The sequence below is a fragment of the Amycolatopsis sp. NPDC101161 genome (assembly GCF_044768185.1).
GTDB lineage: Bacteria > Actinomycetota > Actinomycetes > Mycobacteriales > Pseudonocardiaceae > Amycolatopsis.
Genome location: NZ_JBIWPI010000005.1, coordinates 528,701 through 545,955 on the forward strand (window position 1 = coordinate 528,701; position 17,255 = coordinate 545,955).

Sequence of the window (17,255 nt, forward strand, 5' to 3'; positions counted from 1 at the left end):
CTAGTGGACCACGCGCTCACAGCAGGAAGTGGAACAGGGGGCTGCCCGGCTCGATCCGCTCCACCTGCAGCGGGCTCGCGTCCATCCGCGCCAGCAGGCCCGGCAGGTCGGCCGACCGGGCGATTTCGATGCCGACCAGCGCCGGGCCCATCTCGCGGTTGGTGCGCTTGACGTACTCGAAGCGCGTGATGTCGTCCTCCGGCCCGAGCACCTGCTCGAGGAACCGCCGCAGCGCGCCCGGCTCCTGCGGGAACCCGACGAGGAAGTAGTGCTTCAGCCCTTCGTGCATCAGCGAGCGTTCGAGGATCTCGCTGTAGCGGCTGACGTCGTTGTTGCCGCCGGAGACGACCACGACGACGGTCTGCCGCGGCTCCACCCGGACCACCGAGCCGAGCGCCGCCGCGGCGAGCGCACCCGCGGGTTCGGCGATGATCCCGTCGGACTGGTACATCGCGAGCATCTCGGTGCAGATCGCGCCCTCGGCGACCGCCGTCAGCTCGGCGCCGCTCTCGCGGACCAGCGGGTAGGTGACCGCGCCGGCCTGGCGCACCGCGGCGCCGTCGACGAACGAGTCGAGCTCGGGCAGCCGCACCGGCCGTCCCGCCTCCAACGCGGCCGCCATGCACGCCGCGCCGGCGGGCTCGACGCCGACGACCCGGACGTCCGGGTGCCGTTCGCGCAGCCAGCTGCCGACCCCGGCGAGCAGCCCGCCGCCGCCGACCGGGACGACCACGACGTCCGGCACGAACCCGAGCTGGTCGATCACCTCGAGGGCGACCGTGCCCTGGCCGGCGACCGTCCGGACGTCGTCGAACGCCGGCACGAGCGTCGCGCCGGTGCGCTGGGCGTCCTCGTTGGCCGCGGCGAAGGCGTCTTCGTACGTCTCGCCGACGACGATGACCTCGATGTGCGCGCCGCCGAGCGTCGCGATGCGCTCGCGCTTCTGCCGCGGCGTGGTGCCCGGGACGTACACGCGGCCGTCGGCGCCCAGCCGACGACACGCGTACGCGACGCCCTGGGCGTGGTTCCCGGCACTCGCGCAGACGACGCCGAGCGCGCGGGTCGCCTCGTCGAGCTGGACGATGAAGTTGTACGCGCCGCGGATCTTGTACGACCGGACGGTCTGCAGGTCCTCGCGCTTCACCCAGACCTGGGCGTCCACCCGGGACGACAGCCGCGCGCTCGGCTCCAGCGGCGTGCGGGTCACCACCCCGGCCAGCCGCTCGGCGGCCTTTTCGATGGTCGCCGCGGTCACCGTGTCGATGTCGTGCACCCCGATGAATCTACGACTCGCGCGCACCGGGCAACCGCGCGGGCCTCCGGGGGCATCAAAGGGGTGACGAACAGGACAAGGGGGTGCCGGTGAACGACTTCACCGAGTACGTGACCGCACGGTCGGGCTGGTTCCGCAAGGTCGCGTACCTGCTCTGCGGCGACTGGCACCGGGCCGACGACCTGGTCCAGACGGCGATCACCCGGCTCTACGCGAACTGGTCGCGAGCCGCGCGAGCGGACAACCTCGACGGCTACGCGCGCCGGACGCTGGTCAACGCCTACCTCGCCGAGCAGCGGACGTCGTGGTGGAAGCGGGTGGACCTGCGCGGCGCCGACCACGACCCACCACCGGCGCCGGGCCCGGACCTCGACTCGGCGCTGGACCTGCGGGCCGCGCTGGACCGGCTGCCCGCGCGCCAGCGGGCGACCGTCGTCCTGCGTTACTTCGGCGACCTGCCGGTTGCCGAGACCGCGCGCGCCCTCGGGTGCTCCGAAGGGACCGTCAAGAGCCAGACCGCGAAGGCCGTGGACACGCTCCGCGAGCTGCTGCGCGAGCCGATCCGGGAGGGACGAGCATGACCGACTCCGAGCTGGCCACGATGCTGAAGGACCTGGCCGACACGCCCGCGCCACCGCTCCGGATCGACGTCGACCGGGCGCGCCGCGCCGGCGGACGTCGTCGTCGCGCGCGGACCACCGCCCTCGCCCTGGGGTGTGCTGCCGTCGTGGCGGCCGGCGGTGCCACGGCGGTTGCCGTGTCCAGGCACGATGCCCCGCCCGCGCCGCCGGCCGTGCTGCCCGAGCCCGCGCCGCCCGCACCCGCGCTCGCGCCGGCACCGACCGACAACCCGATGGTGGCGAGGGCGAAGTTCGGCTGGCTGCCGGAGCAGATCAAGGGCGTCGAGTACGCCGTCGGCGCACACGGTGATACCGCCTTGGCCATCGGAAGCGGCGACCTGCCCCCGATGATCTGGGTGTCGGTCTCCGACCAGGAGCCGACCGTCCCACAGGACGTGGCCGGCAGGCAGACGCGGATCCCGGTCCGGGTCGGCGACCGGGACGGCTACTGGATCACCGACGACGCGAACGACCCGCTGAACCACGGCCAGACCTACCTGCGCTGGCGGACCTCCGACGGCCGGTGGGCCCAGCTGCTCGCGTACTACCTAGCCGTCCCGGACCTCCCGCGGGTCCTGACGCGGGTGGCGGCCGGTGTCACGTTCGCGAACCGGCCGGTGCCGCTTCCGCTGCGCATCACGAGCCTGCCGGACACGTTCCGCCTCGGCGACGGCTACCTGTCGCGCCGGCCGGGCCAGGACGGAGTCCCGTGGCGGCTGGTGCTGCAGTACTCGGCGAACGGCGCGCTGGCGACGATCACGGTCTCGCTCCCCGGCGGCCGGGCGGACGGTCCCGGCGTACCGGCCTGCGTGACGAAGAACGGCCTGCGGGCGTGCGTCAAGGTCGACAAGGCCGAGGCCGCGGGCATCACGTCGCAGGAGCTGCTGAGCCGGATCACGCTGATCGGCCCGGACGAAGCGAAGTGGACAACGCACGTGCTCAGCCCTTAGGCACCGCCGGGTAGGGGACGAAGGTGCTGGTGTTCTCGTCGACGGTGAGCTGCTTGCCGATCGTCGGGAACGCGCGCTGGGAGCAAGCCGGCCGTTCGCAGACTTTGCAGCCCATCCCGATGGGCGTCGCGGCGGCCGGCTCGTCCAGGTCGAGCCCGGTCGAGTAGACGAGCCGCCCGGCGTGGCGGAGTTCGCAGCCGAGGCCGACGGTGAACGTCTTGCCCGGGCTGCCGTACCCGCCGATGTTGCGCGACACCGTGCGCGCGATCCAGAAGTAGCTCTTGCCGTCGGGCAGCGTCGCGATCTGCGTCAGGATCTTCCCCGGCTGGGTGAACGCCTCGTAGATGTTCCACAGGGGACAGGCGCCGCCGACCCGGGAGAAGTGGAAGCCGGCCGCGGACTGCCGCTTCGACATGTTCCCGGCCCGGTCCACCCGCACGAACGAGAACGGCACCCCGCGCTGCTTCGGACGTTGCAAAGTGGACAGCCGGTGGCACGCGGTCTCGAAGCCGACGCCGTAGTGGTCGCACAGCCGCTCGATGTCGTAGCGGAACCGCTCGGCCGTGGCCAGGAACGGTCCGTAGGGGAGGATCAGCGCGCCCGCGAAGTAGTTGGCCAGGCCGACGCGGGCCAGCGAGCGCGCGGCCGGGCCCGAGAACGCCCACGAGTCGGCCAGCTCGGTGATCAGGTCGTCGTACTCGAGCAGCGCGATCTGCGAAGCCATGCGAAACGCCTGCTGTCCGACGCGCAGGCTGGGCGCCAGCCGCAGCACCCGCGTCACCGGCTCGTAGCGGTGCTGCTGACCGGCGGATTCGTCGATCCCGTCGTTGGTCACTTCGACGCCGTAGCGCTGCCAAAGCCGTTCTTTCAGCGCGCCGAGCACCTGACCGCGCTGCAGCGGGATGTCGGCGGCCATCTTCTCGGCGCGTTCGTCCAGCTCGGCGACGTAGTTCTCGCGCTCGTAGAAGAAGTCCCGGACCTCCTCGTGCGGCAGCGGCGCCGCCGCGCTGCCGTGCATGCCCAGGCCGTTTTCCGTGGTCAGCGCGGCCGTGCTCTCGACGGCGTTGCGGTAGCTGCGGTGCAGCTTGACCAGCGCCTGCGCGATCGCCGGCAGGTTCGTCGCCAGCTCGTTCAGCTCGCTGGTCGTGACGTCGATGCCGAGGACCTCGTCGAGCAGGGCTTCCTTGACGTCGGCGACCAGCCGGGACGTGTCGTTGTTCGCGAAGAACTCGGTGTCGACGCCGAACGCCTGCGTGATCCGCAGCAGCACCGGCACGGTCAGCGGGCGCGAGTTGTGCTCGATCTGGTTGAGGTAGCTGGGTGAGATCTCCAGCACACGAGCGAGGTCGGCCTGGCTCATCGCCCGGCTTTCGCGCAGATGCAGCAACCGCGCTCCGGCGAAAGTCTTCTCCATTCGTGCCCTCTTCTCCGGAAGGTTTCCGGTCCTGAACGGTTACGTGAACGGTCAAGAACGCGAATTTTCGATCAGTTGCGAATCGGCTGATTCGCAACCTTTGCAAAGAGCCTACGGACCCTTCGCACAAATTGGCAACTTGGACAGCTGGACCGGATTTTCCCTGCCATGCGAGGGTCGGATCAGGCAAGGCGAGCAATCGCAAACTTCGCAACACCGGGAGAACCGATGACGGAACAGGCCAAGCAGGCGGCCGCGGAGCTGGCGGCGCAGTGGGCGAACGACCCCCGCTGGGCGGGCGTGCAGCGCTCCTACTCGGCCGAAGACGTGATCAAGCTGCGCGGCAGCGTCGTCGAGGAGCACACCCTGGCCCGCCGCGGCGCGGAGAAGCTGTGGAACCTCCTGCACACCGAGGACTACATCCACGCGCTGGGTGCGCTGACCGGTAATCAGGCCGTCCAGCAGGTGCGCGCCGGCCTGCAGGCGATCTACCTGTCCGGCTGGCAGGTCGCGGCCGACGCCAACCTGTCCGGCCAGACCTACCCGGACCAGAGCCTCTACCCGGCCAACTCGGTGCCGGCCGTGGTCCGCCGCATCAACAACGCGCTGGGCCGCGCCGACCAGATCAACTGGGCCGAGGGCAACACCGACATCGACTGGTTCGCCCCGATCGTCGCCGACGCCGAGGCCGGCTTCGGTGGCCCGCTCAACGCGTTCGAGCTGATGAAGGGCATGATCGCCGCCGGCGCCGCGGGCGTGCACTGGGAAGACCAGCTCGCGTCCGAGAAGAAGTGCGGCCACCTCGGCGGCAAGGTGCTGATCCCGACCAAGCAGCACGAGCGCACGCTGAACGCCGCGCGTCTGGCGTCCGACGTGCTGAACGTGCCGACGCTGGTCGTCGCCCGCACCGACGCGCAGGCCGCGACGCTGCTGACCAGCGACGTCGACGAGCGCGACCAGCAGTTCCTCACCGGCGGCCGCACCGCCGAGGGCTTCTACGAGGTCCGCAACGGCATCGAGCCCTGCATCGAGCGCGGCCTGGCCTACGCCCAGTACGCCGACCTGCTCTGGATGGAGACCTCGGAGCCCGACCTCGAGGTGGCGCGCAAGTACGCCGAGGCGATCAAGGCGAAGTTCCCGGACCAGATGCTGGCCTACAACTGCTCGCCGTCGTTCAACTGGAAGAAGCACCTGGACGACGCGACGATCGCGAAGTTCCAGCGCGAGCTCGGCCACATGGGCTACAAGTTCCAGTTCATCACGCTGGCCGGCTTCCACGCGCTGAACTACTCGATGTTCGACCTGGCGCACGGCTACGCCCGCGAGGGCATGACCGCCTACGTCGACCTGCAGGAGCGCGAGTTCGCTTCGGAGAGCCGTGGCTACACCGCCACCAAGCACCAGCGCGAGGTCGGCACCGGCTACTTCGACAACGTCGCGACGGCGCTGAACCCGGAGAGCTCGACCACCGCGCTCAAGGGCTCCACCGAAGAGGCGCAGTTCCACTGATCCCGGCCGCGGCCTGACGGCGGCACCCCCCTCCCGTCGTCAGGCCGCGTCCCTCCCTTCTTCTCCTTCCCTGCACAGCTCGTGGAGGCACCCCATGGTTGATCGGCTGAACTACCGCATCGAGGTCACCGGGCCGGTCGAGGGCCGGTTCGCGGAGATCCTCACCCCGGCGGCACTCGACTTCCTGGCCAAGCTGGACAACACGTTCGCCGGCCGCCGGCGCGAGCTGCTCGACGCCCGCCGCACGCGGCGCGAGGAACTGCAGTCCGGGGAGAAGCCGCTCGGCTTCCTGCCCGAGACCCGCCGGATCCGCGACGACGAGTCTTGGCACGTCGCCCCGACCGCGCCGGGCCTCGAGGACCGCCGCGTCGAGATCACCGGCCCGACCGACCGCAAGATGACGGTCAACGCGCTGAACTCCGGCGCGAAGGTCTGGCTGGCGGACTTCGAGGACGCGACGTCGCCGACGTGGCACAACGTCATCGACGGTCAGATCAACCTCTACGACGCCATCCGCCGCAACATCGACTTCACCACCGAGGCCGGCAAGCGCTACACGATCGGCGACGACCCGGCGACGATCGTCGCGCGCCCGCGCGGCTGGCACCTGGTGGAGAAGCACATCCGCATCGACGGCCGCCCGGTGTCGGCGAGCCTGGTCGACTTCGGCCTGTACTTCTTCCACAACGCGCGCCAGCTGCTCGCCCGCGGCGTCGGCCCGTACTTCTACCTGCCGAAGCTGGAGAACCACCTCGAAGCGCGGCTGTGGAACGACGTCTTCCTGATGGCGCAGCGCGAGCTGGGCATCCCGCGCGGCACGATCCGCGCGACCGTGCTGATCGAGACGATCACGGCCGCGTTCGAGATGGACGAGATCCTCTACGAGCTGCGCGAGCACGCGGCGGGCCTGAACGCCGGCCGCTGGGACTACATCTTCAGCCTCATCAAGAACTTCGCCGCGCACGGCGCCGACTTCGTGCTGCCGGACCGCGCGCAGGTCACGATGACCGTGCCGTTCATGCGGGCCTACACCGAACTGCTGGTGAGCACCTGCCACCAGCGCGGCGCGCACGCCATCGGCGGCATGGCCGCGTTCATCCCGAGCAAGGACCCCGAGATCAACGCGACGGCGATCGAGAAGGTCCGCGCCGACAAGGAACGCGAGGCCGACGACGGTTTCGACGGCTCCTGGGTCGCGCACCCCGGCCTGGTCCCGATCTGCCGCGAGGTCTTCGACGGCGTGCTCGGCGGCTGGCCCAACCAGCTCGGCAAGCTGCGTGAAGACGTCCACGTCACCGCCGAGGACCTCCTGGACGTGGCGAGCGCCGGCGGCGAAGTCACCGAAGCGGGCGTGCGCGCGAACATCAACGTCGCGCTGCGCTACGTCGACGCGTGGCTGCGCGGCACCGGCGCCGCGGCGATCCACAACCTGATGGAGGACGCGGCCACCGCGGAGATCGCGCGGTGCCAGGTCTGGCAGTGGATCCGCAACGGCACGAAGCTCGAGGACGGCACGGCGCTGACCCGCGAGCTGGCGGTCGAGTTCCTGGACGACGAGCTGGCCTCGGTGCGCGCCGACCTCGGCGAGGGCAACCGCCTCGACGACGCCTACGAGATCTTCACCGAAACCGCGCTGGGTGAGAAGCTGCCGAGCTTCCTCACCACGGGTGCCTACGCGCGGTACCTCACAGACGCCCGGTAGCAGGGGCTCCGAGGACCTCTACCTGACGAGGGGTCCTCGGACACCACACTGGTTGGGATGGTGTGGTCCGGAACTGGTCCGGTGACGGTGGCTCCCCGTCGCCGGGCCAGTTTCGTTGTACTTTTCGAGGATGAGCCTGAGCTTCCCGGGCGAGACGCCCGAGTACCGCGCCGCGCGCGACCGTCTGCTGGACCGGGAAGCCGCGCTGCGCCACGAGATGGAGGCGGTGGCCGAACAGCGCCGCGCCCTCCCTCCCGGCGGCCTCGTGCCGGAGGACTACGTCTTCCAAGGCGGCGACGGCGCCGTTCGGCTGTCGGAGCTGTTCTCCCCGGGCAACGACACGGTGATCGTCTACCACTTCATGTTCCCCCGGGACCCGATCGACGACCGGCCTGGTCCGTCATCGGGCGACAGTGCCCAGCTACCCCTCGACCAGGGTCCGTGCCCGTCCTGCACGGCGTTGCTCGATCAGCTCGACGGCGCGGTGGAGCACGTCTCGCCGCACGCGGACTTCGTTGTCGTCGCCCGGGCGCCGGTCGAGCACCTGACGACCTTCGCCGCGGAACGCGGGTGGCGTCGGCTCCGGCTGTTCTCCTGCGCAGGCACGACGTTCAGCCGCGATTACCACGCCGAGACCGAAGACGGCAGCGCGCGCCCGATGGTGAACGTCTTCCGGCGCGAGGACGGCGGCATCCGGCACTTCTGGGGTTCGGAGCTGCTGTACGCGCCGGCCGAACCCGGCCAGGATCCACGCCACCTCGGCACGCTCGAGCCGGTCTGGAACCTGTTCGACCTCACCCCGGCCGGCCGCGGCGTCGACTGGGACGAGCAGCTCGACTACTGCTGTGAGTGAGCCAGGAGCACCTTCGCTGCTTCGCAGGCCTTCGTCGCTTCAGCCGGATCACCGGTGATCGCGGCGAGCACGGTCGCGCCTTCGACGAGTGAGAACAGCTGGTCGGCGACGGTTTCGTCGGAAACGAGACCACGCAGGTAGGCCCGGACCTGCTCCTTGTGCTCGCGGATCGCGGCCGCGACGCCGGGCGCCGGCTCGCCGAACTCGCCGAAGGAGTTGACGAACGCGCAGCCGCGGAAGCCGGGCTCGGAAAACCAGTCGCGCAGCCAGTCGAACACGGCGAGCGCGTCGTCGCCGCGGGCGTGGACGAATTCGCGCAACGACGCCCGCCAGCGCTCGTCGCGGCGCCGGAGGTAGGCCTCGACCAGGTCGGTCTTCGCCGGGTAGGTCTGGTAGAGCCGTTTGAGCGAGACACCCGAGCGCGCGCGGACGGCGTCCATTCCGACCGCTTGGACGCCGTGGGCGTAGAAGAGCTCCTCGGCGGCCTCCAGCAACCGGTCGGTCGCCTCCGTGGGGGTCATGTCACCTGCCTCTGGTGCGGAGAATGTGCGTTCTCTAGACTACCGGAGAACGTACGTTCTCCACGTCTCGAAGGAGTGCTCATGAGCCCGCGTCCGCCTTTCCCGCCGTTCGACGAGGACACCGCCCGCCAGAAGGTCCAGGCCGCCGAGGACGCGTGGAACACCCGCGACCCGGAGCGCGTCTCGCTGGCGTACACCGAGGATTCGGTGTGGCGCAATCGCGACCAGCACGTCGTCGGGCGCGCGGAGATCGTCAGGTTCCTGACGGCGAAGTGGGAGCGCGAGCTCGACTACGCGTTGCGCAAGGAGCTGTGGGGCTTCCGCGGCAACCGCATCGGCGTCCGGTTCCAGTACGAGTCCCGCACCGCCGACGGCCAGTGGTTCCGCAGCTACGGCAACGAGCTGTGGGAGTTCAGCGACGAAGGCCTGATGCGGCGGCGCGAGGCGAGCATCAACGACGTGCCGATCGCGTCTTCGGACCGCCGGATCTTCGGCCCGCGCCCGGAGTCCGAGCACGGCGTCCTGCTGCCGGTCTTCTAGGCGGCCGAGCCGTCCCCGGTCCGGGGTGCGCCGTGCGGGACGACCTTCACCTGGCCGGACTTCGCCGCCAGGACCGTGAAGCGCACGCTGACGGGCTTTCCCGCGCAGCGGAAGGAAACCGGATAGGTGCCGGGCGCGACAGCGGCGACGACGCTTTCGCCGAACAACGCCCACGGCTGGTGCCCTTCGGCGTTGCGGGCCGGGGGTGTCGTGATGCGCAACGCTGTGGTCGTGACCGGGCCCGCCTCACCATCGCAGGCGACGGTGAGGGAGACCTTTTCACCGGGATGTCCGCTGTAGACGGACAACTTCAGCCAGGTGGGCAACGGTGGTGGTGACGTGGTCTGCGCGGCGGCCGCCGGCGTGAGCGCGAGCAGGCACGCGGCGGTGAGGGAGAGGATCTTCATGGTGACCTCACGGAGTTCGGTTCGTGTAGACAAGGCGTTTGCGCAGGCCAGGGGGTTGCCGGTCGAGATCCGACTGTGACGCTCGAGTCCGCCTTGAGCAGAAACGCGGGCCGGGAGGTGGCCACCTTGGGCAGGCTCGGGGCCATGACGGAATCGGCGTTCGGCGGCGAAGTGAGCGAGTACTACCAGCGGTTCCGCCGCGGCTACCCGCCGGCGGTGGCGGACGCGCTGACGACGTCGTTCGCGTTGACGCGCGAGGACGTCGTGCTCGACCTCGGCTGCGGCACCGGCCAGCTCACCCGGGTTCTGGCGCCGCGGGTGGGCGCGGTGCTCGGCATGGACCCGGAACCGGACATGCTCGCCCAGGCCCGCCAGGCGACGACGGCGTCGAACGTGAGCTGGCTCCTGGGCGCGGCCGCCGACATCGAGGCGTTGACGCCGGTCGTCGGCCCGGGCCGGCTGGCCGCGGTGACGGTGGCGCAGGCGTTGCACTGGATGGACCACGACCGGCTGTTCACGACGGCGCGCCCGCTCCTGCGCCCGGGCGGCGGCGTCGCGGTGGTGACGAACGGCGAGCCGCTGTGGCTCCAGGACTCGGCGTGGTCGTCGGCGCTGCGGGAGGTGCTGTCGTCGTTTTTGGGGACACCGCTGCACCGCACGTGCGGCACGGACTCGGCGAGCCAAACGCGCTACGCGGCCGCTCTCTCGGCCGCGGGGTACATGGTCGATTCTCAGGTCATTTCGTACGACGCGGAGCTGACCATCGAGGAGATCGTCGGTGGCGTCTTTTCGGCCATGAGCCCGGCGCAGCTGCCGGCGGCCGAGGAGCGGCCGGCGTTCACCGAGCGCGTCCGAGAGGCGTTGTCGCCGTTCGGACCACTGCGCGAGCAGGTCCGGGTCCGCGTCTTGACGGGCACCCGCTGACCGATCACGCAAGGCGAATGGGTACCGGCCCGTAGAGTTCCGCTTATTGTTTCCCCGGGAACCGGCGCGGATGCTCGCTGCCAGGCGCGTCCTTGCGCCGCGTTCCCGAGGAGTCCCCATGACCAGCAGGTTGAGAGCCGTCGTCGCAGTCGTTTTCGTCGCGTTGTCGTTTTCGTTCGGCGCGGTGGTGACGGTATCCGCGTCCACCGAGGCCCGTCCCGACTGCGTCCGGCCCTGCCACTTCTGAGCGGGCCGCTACCTACAGTTCGGGCTTTCGTCCGCCGATCGACCACGGCGAATCCCGGCTGCTCGCGGCCGGCGCCGTCGTGGTCGCGATGGCGACCACCACCTACAGCTCGGGCACCCCGGCCGCGACCGGCTCGAAGGCGTTCCCGGTCGCGATCTTCGGCCGCGGCAGCTCCACCGGCTCGCCCGGCTTCGCCCGCCGGTAGACCGCGGCGGTCGCCTCGGCGATCCGGCCCCAGTCGAAGTCGGCGGCCAACCGGGACTGCGCCGCCCGCGCCCGCTCGGCCGCCGCGTCGGCGTCGTCCAGCACGGCCGTCACCGCGTTGGCCAATTCCGCGACATCGCCGGGGCTGAACGCGAGCCCGGTCTCGCCGTGCACGACGACCTCGCCGAGCCCGCCCGCCGTCGACGCCACCAGCGGCGCCTTCGCGGCCGCGGCCTCCAGCGCGACGATCCCGAACGGCTCGTACCGGCTGGGCAGCACGACCGCGTCCGCCGCCGCCAGCGCCGCGCGCAGGTCGCGGTCGGAGAGGTGCCCGACGAAGTCGACCGCCCGCCGCACCCGCAGCTTCCGCGACTGCTCGACCAGCTCGTCGAAGTGTCGTCCTTTTCCGGCGACGACCACGCGGGTCCCCGGATGACGGCGCCGGATGCGGGGGAGGGCGGCGAGCAGGTCCTGCACGCCCTTCTCCCATTCGAGTCGTCCGAAATAGAGCAACAGCGGCGCCCCGGCCGGGCTGTAGACCTCACGGGCGTGCGCGATCTCGTCCGCCGGCACCTGCCAGCCGCGTTCCTCAATGCCGTTGTGGATCACCGTGACGTCCTCGGCCTCGACCTCGAAGAGGTGCGCGACCTCGCGGCGCATGGCCTGCGAGCAGGTGATCAGCGCGTCGGCCCGGTTGGCCAGCCACCACTCGACCGAGTGAACTTGCTGGTTCAGCGGGTGCGACAGCCAGCCGGAGTGCCGCCCGGCCTCGGTCGCGTGGATGGTGCCGACCAGCGGCACCCGCGCGGCCTCGGCGATCGCGATGGCGGGGTGCGCGACCAGCCAGTCGTGCGCGTGGACGACATCGGGCTGCCAGTTGCGCAGCAGGTCGTGCGCGGCGCGGATCATGGCGTGCCCCATGGCCAGCGTCCAGGCGACGAGGTCGCGTTCGAAGGTCACGTGCATCGGGTCCTCGGCGACCCGGATGATCCGCACGCCCTCGACGACGCGGTCGGTGCGCGGGTGCGTCCCGGCGTCGGTGCCCGCGGCGTGCCGGCAGAGGACGACGACCTCGTGACCCTGCCGGGCCAGGTGCGTGGCGAGCGCGTGTACGTGCCGCGCCAGGCCACCGATGGCCACTGGCGGGTACTCCCAGGACAGCATCAGCACACGCATGGGCAGAGGTTACTCGCGAGTCGGGACGGCTCGGCGGCACCCGTGCCAGCCGACCGGCCAGGTCCGTCGATGAATGTGATCCGACTCACTGGCGCCCTCGCGGATCTCTGCCACCATCGGCCGGGATGACTGCACCGGAGGACACCGGCTGGCGCCGGCTCGACCCGCCCTTGACCACCCCGTGGACCGGCGACGTCGGTCCGGACAACGCCCTGCCCGAGTACCCGCGGCCGCAGCTGACCCGGCCGCGGTGGCTGAACCTCAACGGCGTCTGGGAGTACGCGGGCTGGCCGTCGTCGCCGGACGAACCACGACCGTCCGGCTACGGCGAGCGGATCCTGGTCCCGTTCCCGCCGGAGTCGGCGTTGTCCGGAATCAGCCGGCGCGACGAGGTCCTCTGGTACCGGCGCCTGGTCGAAATTCCGCCGGACTGGCGTGACCAGCGGATCCTCCTGCACTTCGGCGCGGTCGACCAGACGGCGAAGGTGTGGGTCAACAACCAGCTCGTCGCGACGCACGAAGGCGGCTACACGGCCTTCGGCGCGGACATCACCGACGTCCTACGGGCGTCCGGGCCCCAGGAGCTGACGGTCCGCGCCGAGGACCGCACCGACATCGAGCCCTTCCCGGTCGGCAAGCAGCGCAACGCGCCCGGCGGGATCTGCTACACGGCGTCGTCCGGAATCTGGCAAACGGTGTGGCTCGAGCCGGTGCCGCGGTCCCGAGTCGAACGGCTCGATCTTACCCCGGACCTCACCGGCGTGACGGTGTTCCCGCAGGTCACCGGCGGCTCGGAGGTCGTTGTCGTCGTTTCGACCACGGACGGCGAAGTCGCTCGCGGCTCGGGCGCGGCGGGGACAGCGGTGCGCGTGGACGTTCCCCGACCACGCCTCTGGACCCCCGACGACCCGCACCTCTACACGCTGCGCGTCCAGCTGCTCGACCGGCATGGCGCGGTTCTGGACGAGGTCGGCAGCTACACCGGCCTCCGGACGATCGGCCTGCGCCCGGACTCCGAAGGCCGCCCACGGATCGCGCTCAACGACCGGCCGACGTTCCTCCACGGCCCGCTCGACCAGGGCTACTGGCCGGACGGCATCTCAACGGCCCCCACCGACGCCGCCCTGCGCTTCGACCTCGAGAAGACGAAGGAGCTGGGCTTCAACTTCGTCCGCAAACACGTCAAGGTCGAGCCGGCGCGCTGGTACTACTGGGCCGACACGCTGGGCTTGGTCGTCTGGCAGGACATGCCCTCGCTGACGGTGTCCTTCGACGGCCCACCAGGCATCGCGCCGGACCCCGTCCCGCGAGCGCGTGAGCTGTTCGAAGCTGAATTGATCAAAATGATCACCCAGCTGAAGGCGGTCCCGTCGATCGTCGGCTGGGTGCCGTTCAACGAGGGCTGGGGCGAGTACGACACGGCCCGTGTCGCGGAACTGGTCAAAAAGCTCGACCCGACCCGCCTGGTGATCGCGAACAGCGGCGTCAACTGCTGCTTCTCCGGCCCGGACACCGGCGCGGGCGATGTCTACGACGACCACACGTACGTAGGCCCGGGCGAGCCGACGGTGACCGACGGCCGAGCGATCGTCGACGGCGAGTACGGCGGCCTCGGTCTCGTTTTGGACGACCACTGCTGGCCCGGCCCGCCGAACGCGTACGAGATGACGCCAACCCGAGAGCGGCTGACCGAGCGCTACGCGGAGGTGAGCGCCGCGCTGGAGCGAGTGGTGGCCGACCGAGGCCTGTCCGGCTCGGTGTACACCCAGACGACCGATGTCGAAAACGAGGTCAACGGCCTGCTGACGTACGACCGCCGGGTGGTCAAGGCCGACCCATCGGTGGTCGCGAAATGCGCCCGATCGGTGATCGACGCCGGCTCGGCCTGAGCCGTCCTGGTCGTTCCCGCGACGGGCAAGCACGGCCCAGGTGGCGGTCTGGTCAGCTTTCGGCAACGGCTCTGACCAGGGCATCTCGTCCGTGGTCGAGTGCCGACAACAGCGCGCCGCGCAGGGCGGCCGAGTCCGTCACCGAGCCCGCCTCCACCCGGACCGGCCCGGGCGTCGCCGCGTGGACCGTTCGCCGGATTTCGGCCACCAGCCCGGGACGGCTCCCCGCCGGGCCGCCCAGCAGCACCAGGTCCGGATCGACGATCGTGCAGATCGCGGCCACGGCCCGTCCGAGCGTCGCACCGAGCAGCCGTAGCCGTTCGGCGGCCACGGCGTCGCCCGCCGCGTGGTCGAGCGTGGTCAAAATTGCGTCGACGTCCAGCGAAGGCGCGCTCGACCTGCCGAAACCTTGGTCGGCGAGCGCTGACGCGAGTGTCGACCCCGAACTGTCCAAGTACCCGATCTCGCCCGCAAGCCCGTGCGTGCCCCGCACGAGCTGGTCGCCGACGTAGAGACTGACGCCGAGCCCGGCGCCGACATAGACGTAAGCGAAGCTCTTCGCCTCGCGCGCGGCGCCCTCACGTCGTTCGGCGAGCGCGGAGAAGTTGACGTCGTTGTCCAACAAAACGTCACGCCCGATTTCCCCAGCTCGCAGCCGGCCCTCGGGAAAAGGCGACCCCGGCAGCTCGACGACCTCGTGGGTGACCGGGTCGACCGGGTTGGCCACCGAGACCGCGGTCGCCCGCACCGGTCCCGACCCCGCTTGACCGGCCGCCGCGACAGTGTCCCGGACCGCGGTCGTCATCGGCCGGTCGTCCGGGGCGTGCTGTCCGGTGGCCAGGATCGTTCCGGTCAGGTCGGTCGTCACCGTGCGGATGCCCTGCTGGTTGACCTCCGCGGCGACGACGCGGCCGGCGTCGGCCGCCAGCTCGTAAAAGGTCGCGATACGACCACGGCGACCCGTCTGGTCGGTGCCGGTGGCCCGCAGCGCGCCCGCCGTCTCCAGCCGTCGGACCGACTCGGAGATCGTCGGCTTCGAGATCCCGGTGGTCGCGGCGAACTCCGCGCGCGTGGTCCGGCCGTGGACGAAAACGTGGTCGAGCACCGCGCGGTCGGTCATGGCCCGCAGCATCGCCAGGCGCGGAAGCGGCCGGTCGGGGTCGGACATCGCACCTCTTGTGGCGGGAGACGGACAGGGGTTACCGTAGCCGGGACATTCTAGTAAGGAGTCCTAACCAAAAGATCGCGAGGGACACCGATGACGACCACAGAGCTGCCCGCGAACATGTCCGAGGCCGTCTCGCGGACCAAACAAGAGCTGCGCGCCCGGATCGGCGACGTCGCCGGCGCGTTCGCCGGAGTCCGCGATCGGATGCGGCGCGAGGTCGACGCCGTCGCCGCTGACCAGGACGCCTTCCCCGTTGTCCGTTATCGGGACATCGCCGACGGGACCGTGCCGCAGCGCACGCTCGACGCCGTCCGGCGCCGCGGCTGCGCCGTCGTCAAAGGCACCTTCGCGCGCGAGACGGCCGAGACCTGGGACGCCGAACTGGCCGCGTACCTCGCTGACAACGACTTCGCCGGGACCTACCAGGGGCCGGCCGACGACGTCTTCGCCGGTCTCGCGTCGAGCCAGCCGCAGATCTACCCGGTCTACTGGTCGAAGCCGCAGATCCAAGCCCGCCAGCACGAGCGCATGGTCGCCGTCCGGCGGTTCCTCAACTCCTTCTGGCGGCACGAGTCCGAGGGCCGCGTCTGGTTCGACCCCGATCGCGACACGGCCTACCCCGACCGCATCCGGCGCCGGCCGCCCGGCTCGGCGTCGCTCGGCCTGTCCGCGCACACCGACTCCGGCTCGGTCGAACGCTGGCTGCTGCCCGCCTACCAGCAGGTCTTCCGCCACGTTTTCGCCGGAAACTGGCAAGAGTACGACCCGTGGGACGGCGCCTACCGCACGGAAGTCGACGAGTACCCGTCGACGGTCATGTGCTCGGCCTTCCGCACTTTCCAGGGTTGGACGGCGTTGTCGGAAATGCACCAGGGCGACGGCGTGCTGCACGTGGTGCCGATCCCGTCGGCGATGGCGTACGTGCTGCTTCGCGCGCTACAGGACGACATCCCCGACGACGACCTCTGCGGCGCGGCCAACGGTCAGGCGTTGCCGGTGAACGACAAATACCACGACGACCTGCTGCCGGCGCTGACCTCGATCCCCGCGATCGAACCGGGCGACACGGTCTGGTGGCACGGCGACGTCATCCACGCGGTCGCCGACGGCACCAACCCGGACCGCTGGGGCAACGTCATGTACATCCCGGCGAGCCCGCATTGCCCGAAGAACGCGGCCTACGCCGAGAAGTGCGGCCGCGCGTTCCTGACAGGCGCGAGCCCGGGCGACTTCGCGCCCGAAGACTACGAAGTGAACTGGACCGGCCGCGCCACGATCGACGACCTCACCGCCGTCGGCCGCGAGCAGCTCGGCCTGTGACGGCGCCGCGCCGGGCGCAGGGCCCGGCGCGACACCCGTCGTCTCACGCGGGCAGAGCGGCCTCGATGGCCTTGACGACCCGCTCGTCCTCGGGCTCGGTCCGCGGCCGGAACCGGGCGAGGACCTCGCCGTCCGCGCCGACCAGGAACTTCTCGAAGTTCCACTGGACGTCGCCGGTCTCGCCCTCGGCGTCGGCCGTCTTGGTCAGTTCCGCGTACAACGGGTGGCGGTCCTCGCCGTTGACGTCGATCTTCTCGAACAGCGGGAAGGTGACGCCGTAGGTCGTCGAGCAGAACGTCTGGATCTCCTCGGCGCTGCCCGGTTCCTGGCCCGCGAACTGGTTGCACGGAAAACCGACCACGGAGAAGCCCTGGCCGCCGAAGCGCTCCTGGAGCCGCTCGAGGCCGGAGTACTGCGGGGTCAGGCCGCACTTCGACGCGACGTTGACCACGAGCAGCGCCTTGCCCGCGAGCGAGCCCAGCGAGCTGTCCTGCCCGTCGAGGGTCTTGACCGGAATTTCGTGGATCCCCATGAAGGT

Annotated in this window: 17 protein-coding genes; 10 read left to right on the forward strand and 7 right to left on the reverse strand. The window is 70.6% G+C overall.

What is annotated here, in order from left to right; genetic code table 11:
• Positions 1-16: 16 nt before the first annotated feature.
• The gene (ilvA, locus tag ACIRSS_RS35935) at positions 17-1,273 is read right to left on the reverse strand and encodes a threonine ammonia-lyase IlvA (protein ID WP_400903119.1); all 1,257 of its coding nucleotides are present in this window, start codon (positions 1,271-1,273) and stop codon (positions 17-19) included.
• Between the two features lie 89 nt (positions 1,274-1,362).
• On the opposite strand from ilvA, the gene ACIRSS_RS35940 reads away from it, so the two are divergent.
• On the forward strand, positions 1,363-1,854 hold the full coding sequence (locus ACIRSS_RS35940; protein ID WP_400903123.1) for a SigE family RNA polymerase sigma factor: 492 nt from the start codon (positions 1,363-1,365) through the stop codon (positions 1,852-1,854).
• Positions 1,851-2,843 (forward strand): hypothetical protein, encoded by a 993-nt coding sequence (locus ACIRSS_RS35945; RefSeq protein WP_400903127.1) that lies wholly within the window; start codon positions 1,851-1,853, stop codon positions 2,841-2,843. Before ACIRSS_RS35940 ends, ACIRSS_RS35945 begins: the two co-directional genes overlap by 4 nt.
• Here ACIRSS_RS35945 and ACIRSS_RS35950 read toward each other — a convergent pair.
• Entirely contained in the window at positions 2,833-4,257 is a 1,425-nt protein-coding gene (locus ACIRSS_RS35950; protein ID WP_400903130.1) for a short-chain fatty acyl-CoA regulator family protein, read from the reverse strand. The genes ACIRSS_RS35945 and ACIRSS_RS35950 overlap by 11 nt on opposite strands.
• A 228-nt stretch (positions 4,258-4,485) precedes the next feature.
• Here ACIRSS_RS35950 and aceA point away from each other — a divergent pair, with 228 nt between their 5' ends.
• From aceA to ACIRSS_RS35965, 3 genes are all read left to right on the forward strand, one after another.
• A complete protein-coding gene (aceA, locus tag ACIRSS_RS35955) occupies positions 4,486-5,766 on the forward strand; it encodes an isocitrate lyase (protein ID WP_400903133.1) in 1,281 nt (426 codons plus the stop codon).
• A gap of 94 nt (positions 5,767-5,860) precedes the next feature.
• A complete protein-coding gene (aceB, locus tag ACIRSS_RS35960; RefSeq protein ID WP_400903137.1) occupies positions 5,861-7,468 on the forward strand; it encodes a malate synthase A in 1,608 nt (535 codons plus the stop codon).
• Between the two features lie 130 nt (positions 7,469-7,598).
• The gene (locus tag ACIRSS_RS35965) at positions 7,599-8,321 is read left to right on the forward strand and encodes a DUF899 family protein (RefSeq protein ID WP_400903139.1); all 723 of its coding nucleotides are present in this window, start codon (positions 7,599-7,601) and stop codon (positions 8,319-8,321) included.
• Here the strand turns inward: ACIRSS_RS35965 and ACIRSS_RS35970 are convergent.
• Complete coding sequence (locus ACIRSS_RS35970) at positions 8,306-8,842, reverse strand: TetR/AcrR family transcriptional regulator (protein ID WP_400903142.1); 537 nt, start codon at positions 8,840-8,842, stop codon at positions 8,306-8,308. The genes ACIRSS_RS35965 and ACIRSS_RS35970 overlap by 16 nt on opposite strands.
• Before the next feature lie 81 nt (positions 8,843-8,923).
• Here ACIRSS_RS35970 and ACIRSS_RS35975 point away from each other — a divergent pair, with 81 nt between their 5' ends.
• Positions 8,924-9,382, forward strand: coding sequence for a nuclear transport factor 2 family protein (locus tag ACIRSS_RS35975; protein ID WP_400903144.1), 459 nt, complete (start codon positions 8,924-8,926; stop codon positions 9,380-9,382).
• On the opposite strand, the gene ACIRSS_RS35980 is transcribed toward ACIRSS_RS35975, so the two are convergent.
• Complete coding sequence (locus ACIRSS_RS35980; protein WP_400903147.1) at positions 9,379-9,789, reverse strand: hypothetical protein; 411 nt, start codon at positions 9,787-9,789, stop codon at positions 9,379-9,381. The two genes, ACIRSS_RS35975 and ACIRSS_RS35980, sit on opposite strands and share 4 nt — an antisense overlap.
• Before the next feature lie 144 nt (positions 9,790-9,933).
• On the opposite strand from ACIRSS_RS35980, the gene ACIRSS_RS35985 reads away from it, so the two are divergent.
• The gene (locus ACIRSS_RS35985; protein WP_400903149.1) at positions 9,934-10,713 is read left to right on the forward strand and encodes a class I SAM-dependent methyltransferase; all 780 of its coding nucleotides are present in this window, start codon (positions 9,934-9,936) and stop codon (positions 10,711-10,713) included.
• Between the two features lie 118 nt (positions 10,714-10,831).
• Complete coding sequence (locus ACIRSS_RS35990) at positions 10,832-10,960, forward strand: hypothetical protein (protein WP_400903152.1); 129 nt, start codon at positions 10,832-10,834, stop codon at positions 10,958-10,960.
• 102 nt (positions 10,961-11,062) lie between these two features.
• Here the strand turns inward: ACIRSS_RS35990 and ACIRSS_RS35995 are convergent, their stop codons facing one another.
• A complete protein-coding gene (locus tag ACIRSS_RS35995; RefSeq protein WP_400903154.1) occupies positions 11,063-12,340 on the reverse strand; it encodes a glycosyltransferase family 4 protein in 1,278 nt (425 codons plus the stop codon).
• Between the two features lie 125 nt (positions 12,341-12,465).
• On the opposite strand from ACIRSS_RS35995, the gene ACIRSS_RS36000 reads away from it, so the two are divergent.
• Positions 12,466-14,229 carry a glycoside hydrolase family 2 protein gene (locus ACIRSS_RS36000; protein WP_400903157.1) on the forward strand — a complete coding sequence of 588 codons (1,764 nt, stop codon included), beginning with the start codon at positions 12,466-12,468 and terminating at the stop codon, positions 14,227-14,229.
• A 52-nt stretch (positions 14,230-14,281) separates the two neighbouring features.
• Here ACIRSS_RS36000 and ACIRSS_RS36005 read toward each other — a convergent pair whose 3' ends face one another.
• Entirely contained in the window at positions 14,282-15,397 is a 1,116-nt protein-coding gene (locus ACIRSS_RS36005; protein WP_400903160.1) for an ROK family transcriptional regulator, read from the reverse strand.
• A 90-nt stretch (positions 15,398-15,487) separates the two neighbouring features.
• Here ACIRSS_RS36005 and ACIRSS_RS36010 point away from each other — a divergent pair, with 90 nt between their 5' ends.
• Positions 15,488-16,717 carry a YbiU family protein gene (locus ACIRSS_RS36010; RefSeq protein ID WP_400903163.1) on the forward strand — a complete coding sequence of 410 codons (1,230 nt, stop codon included), beginning with the start codon at positions 15,488-15,490 and terminating at the stop codon, positions 16,715-16,717.
• A 43-nt stretch (positions 16,718-16,760) separates the two neighbouring features.
• Here the strand turns inward: ACIRSS_RS36010 and ACIRSS_RS36015 are convergent, their stop codons facing one another.
• On the reverse strand, positions 16,761-17,249 hold the full coding sequence (locus ACIRSS_RS36015) for a glutathione peroxidase (protein WP_400903166.1): 489 nt from the start codon (positions 17,247-17,249) through the stop codon (positions 16,761-16,763).
• Between the last annotated feature and the right edge of the window lie 6 nt (positions 17,250-17,255).

Bases quoted from the DNA above. Each gene is read 5' to 3' on its own strand.
- ACIRSS_RS35980 (WP_400903147.1), bottom strand. From the start codon at position 9,789: ATGAAGATCCTCTCCCTCACCGCCGCGTGCCTGCTCGCGCTCACGCCG.
- ACIRSS_RS35990 (WP_400903152.1), top strand. From the start codon at position 10,832: ATGACCAGCAGGTTGAGAGCCGTCGTCGCAGTCGTTTTCGTCGCGTTG.
- aceB (WP_400903137.1), top strand. From the start codon at position 5,861: ATGGTTGATCGGCTGAACTACCGCATCGAGGTCACCGGGCCGGTCGAG.
- ACIRSS_RS35975 (WP_400903144.1), top strand. From the start codon at position 8,924: ATGAGCCCGCGTCCGCCTTTCCCGCCGTTCGACGAGGACACCGCCCGC.
- ACIRSS_RS36005 (WP_400903160.1), bottom strand. From the start codon at position 15,397: ATGTCCGACCCCGACCGGCCGCTTCCGCGCCTGGCGATGCTGCGGGCC.
- ACIRSS_RS35945 (WP_400903127.1), top strand. From the start codon at position 1,851: ATGACCGACTCCGAGCTGGCCACGATGCTGAAGGACCTGGCCGACACG.
- ACIRSS_RS35965 (WP_400903139.1), top strand. From the start codon at position 7,599: ATGAGCCTGAGCTTCCCGGGCGAGACGCCCGAGTACCGCGCCGCGCGC.
- ACIRSS_RS35985 (WP_400903149.1), top strand. From the start codon at position 9,934: ATGACGGAATCGGCGTTCGGCGGCGAAGTGAGCGAGTACTACCAGCGG.
- ACIRSS_RS35950 (WP_400903130.1), bottom strand. From the start codon at position 4,257: ATGGAGAAGACTTTCGCCGGAGCGCGGTTGCTGCATCTGCGCGAAAGC.
- ACIRSS_RS36015 (WP_400903166.1), bottom strand. From the start codon at position 17,249: ATGGGGATCCACGAAATTCCGGTCAAGACCCTCGACGGGCAGGACAGC.
- ACIRSS_RS35970 (WP_400903142.1), bottom strand. From the start codon at position 8,842: ATGACCCCCACGGAGGCGACCGACCGGTTGCTGGAGGCCGCCGAGGAG.
- aceA (WP_400903133.1), top strand. From the start codon at position 4,486: ATGACGGAACAGGCCAAGCAGGCGGCCGCGGAGCTGGCGGCGCAGTGG.
- ACIRSS_RS36000 (WP_400903157.1), top strand. From the start codon at position 12,466: ATGACTGCACCGGAGGACACCGGCTGGCGCCGGCTCGACCCGCCCTTG.
- ACIRSS_RS36010 (WP_400903163.1), top strand. From the start codon at position 15,488: ATGACGACCACAGAGCTGCCCGCGAACATGTCCGAGGCCGTCTCGCGG.
- ACIRSS_RS35995 (WP_400903154.1), bottom strand. From the start codon at position 12,340: ATGCGTGTGCTGATGCTGTCCTGGGAGTACCCGCCAGTGGCCATCGGT.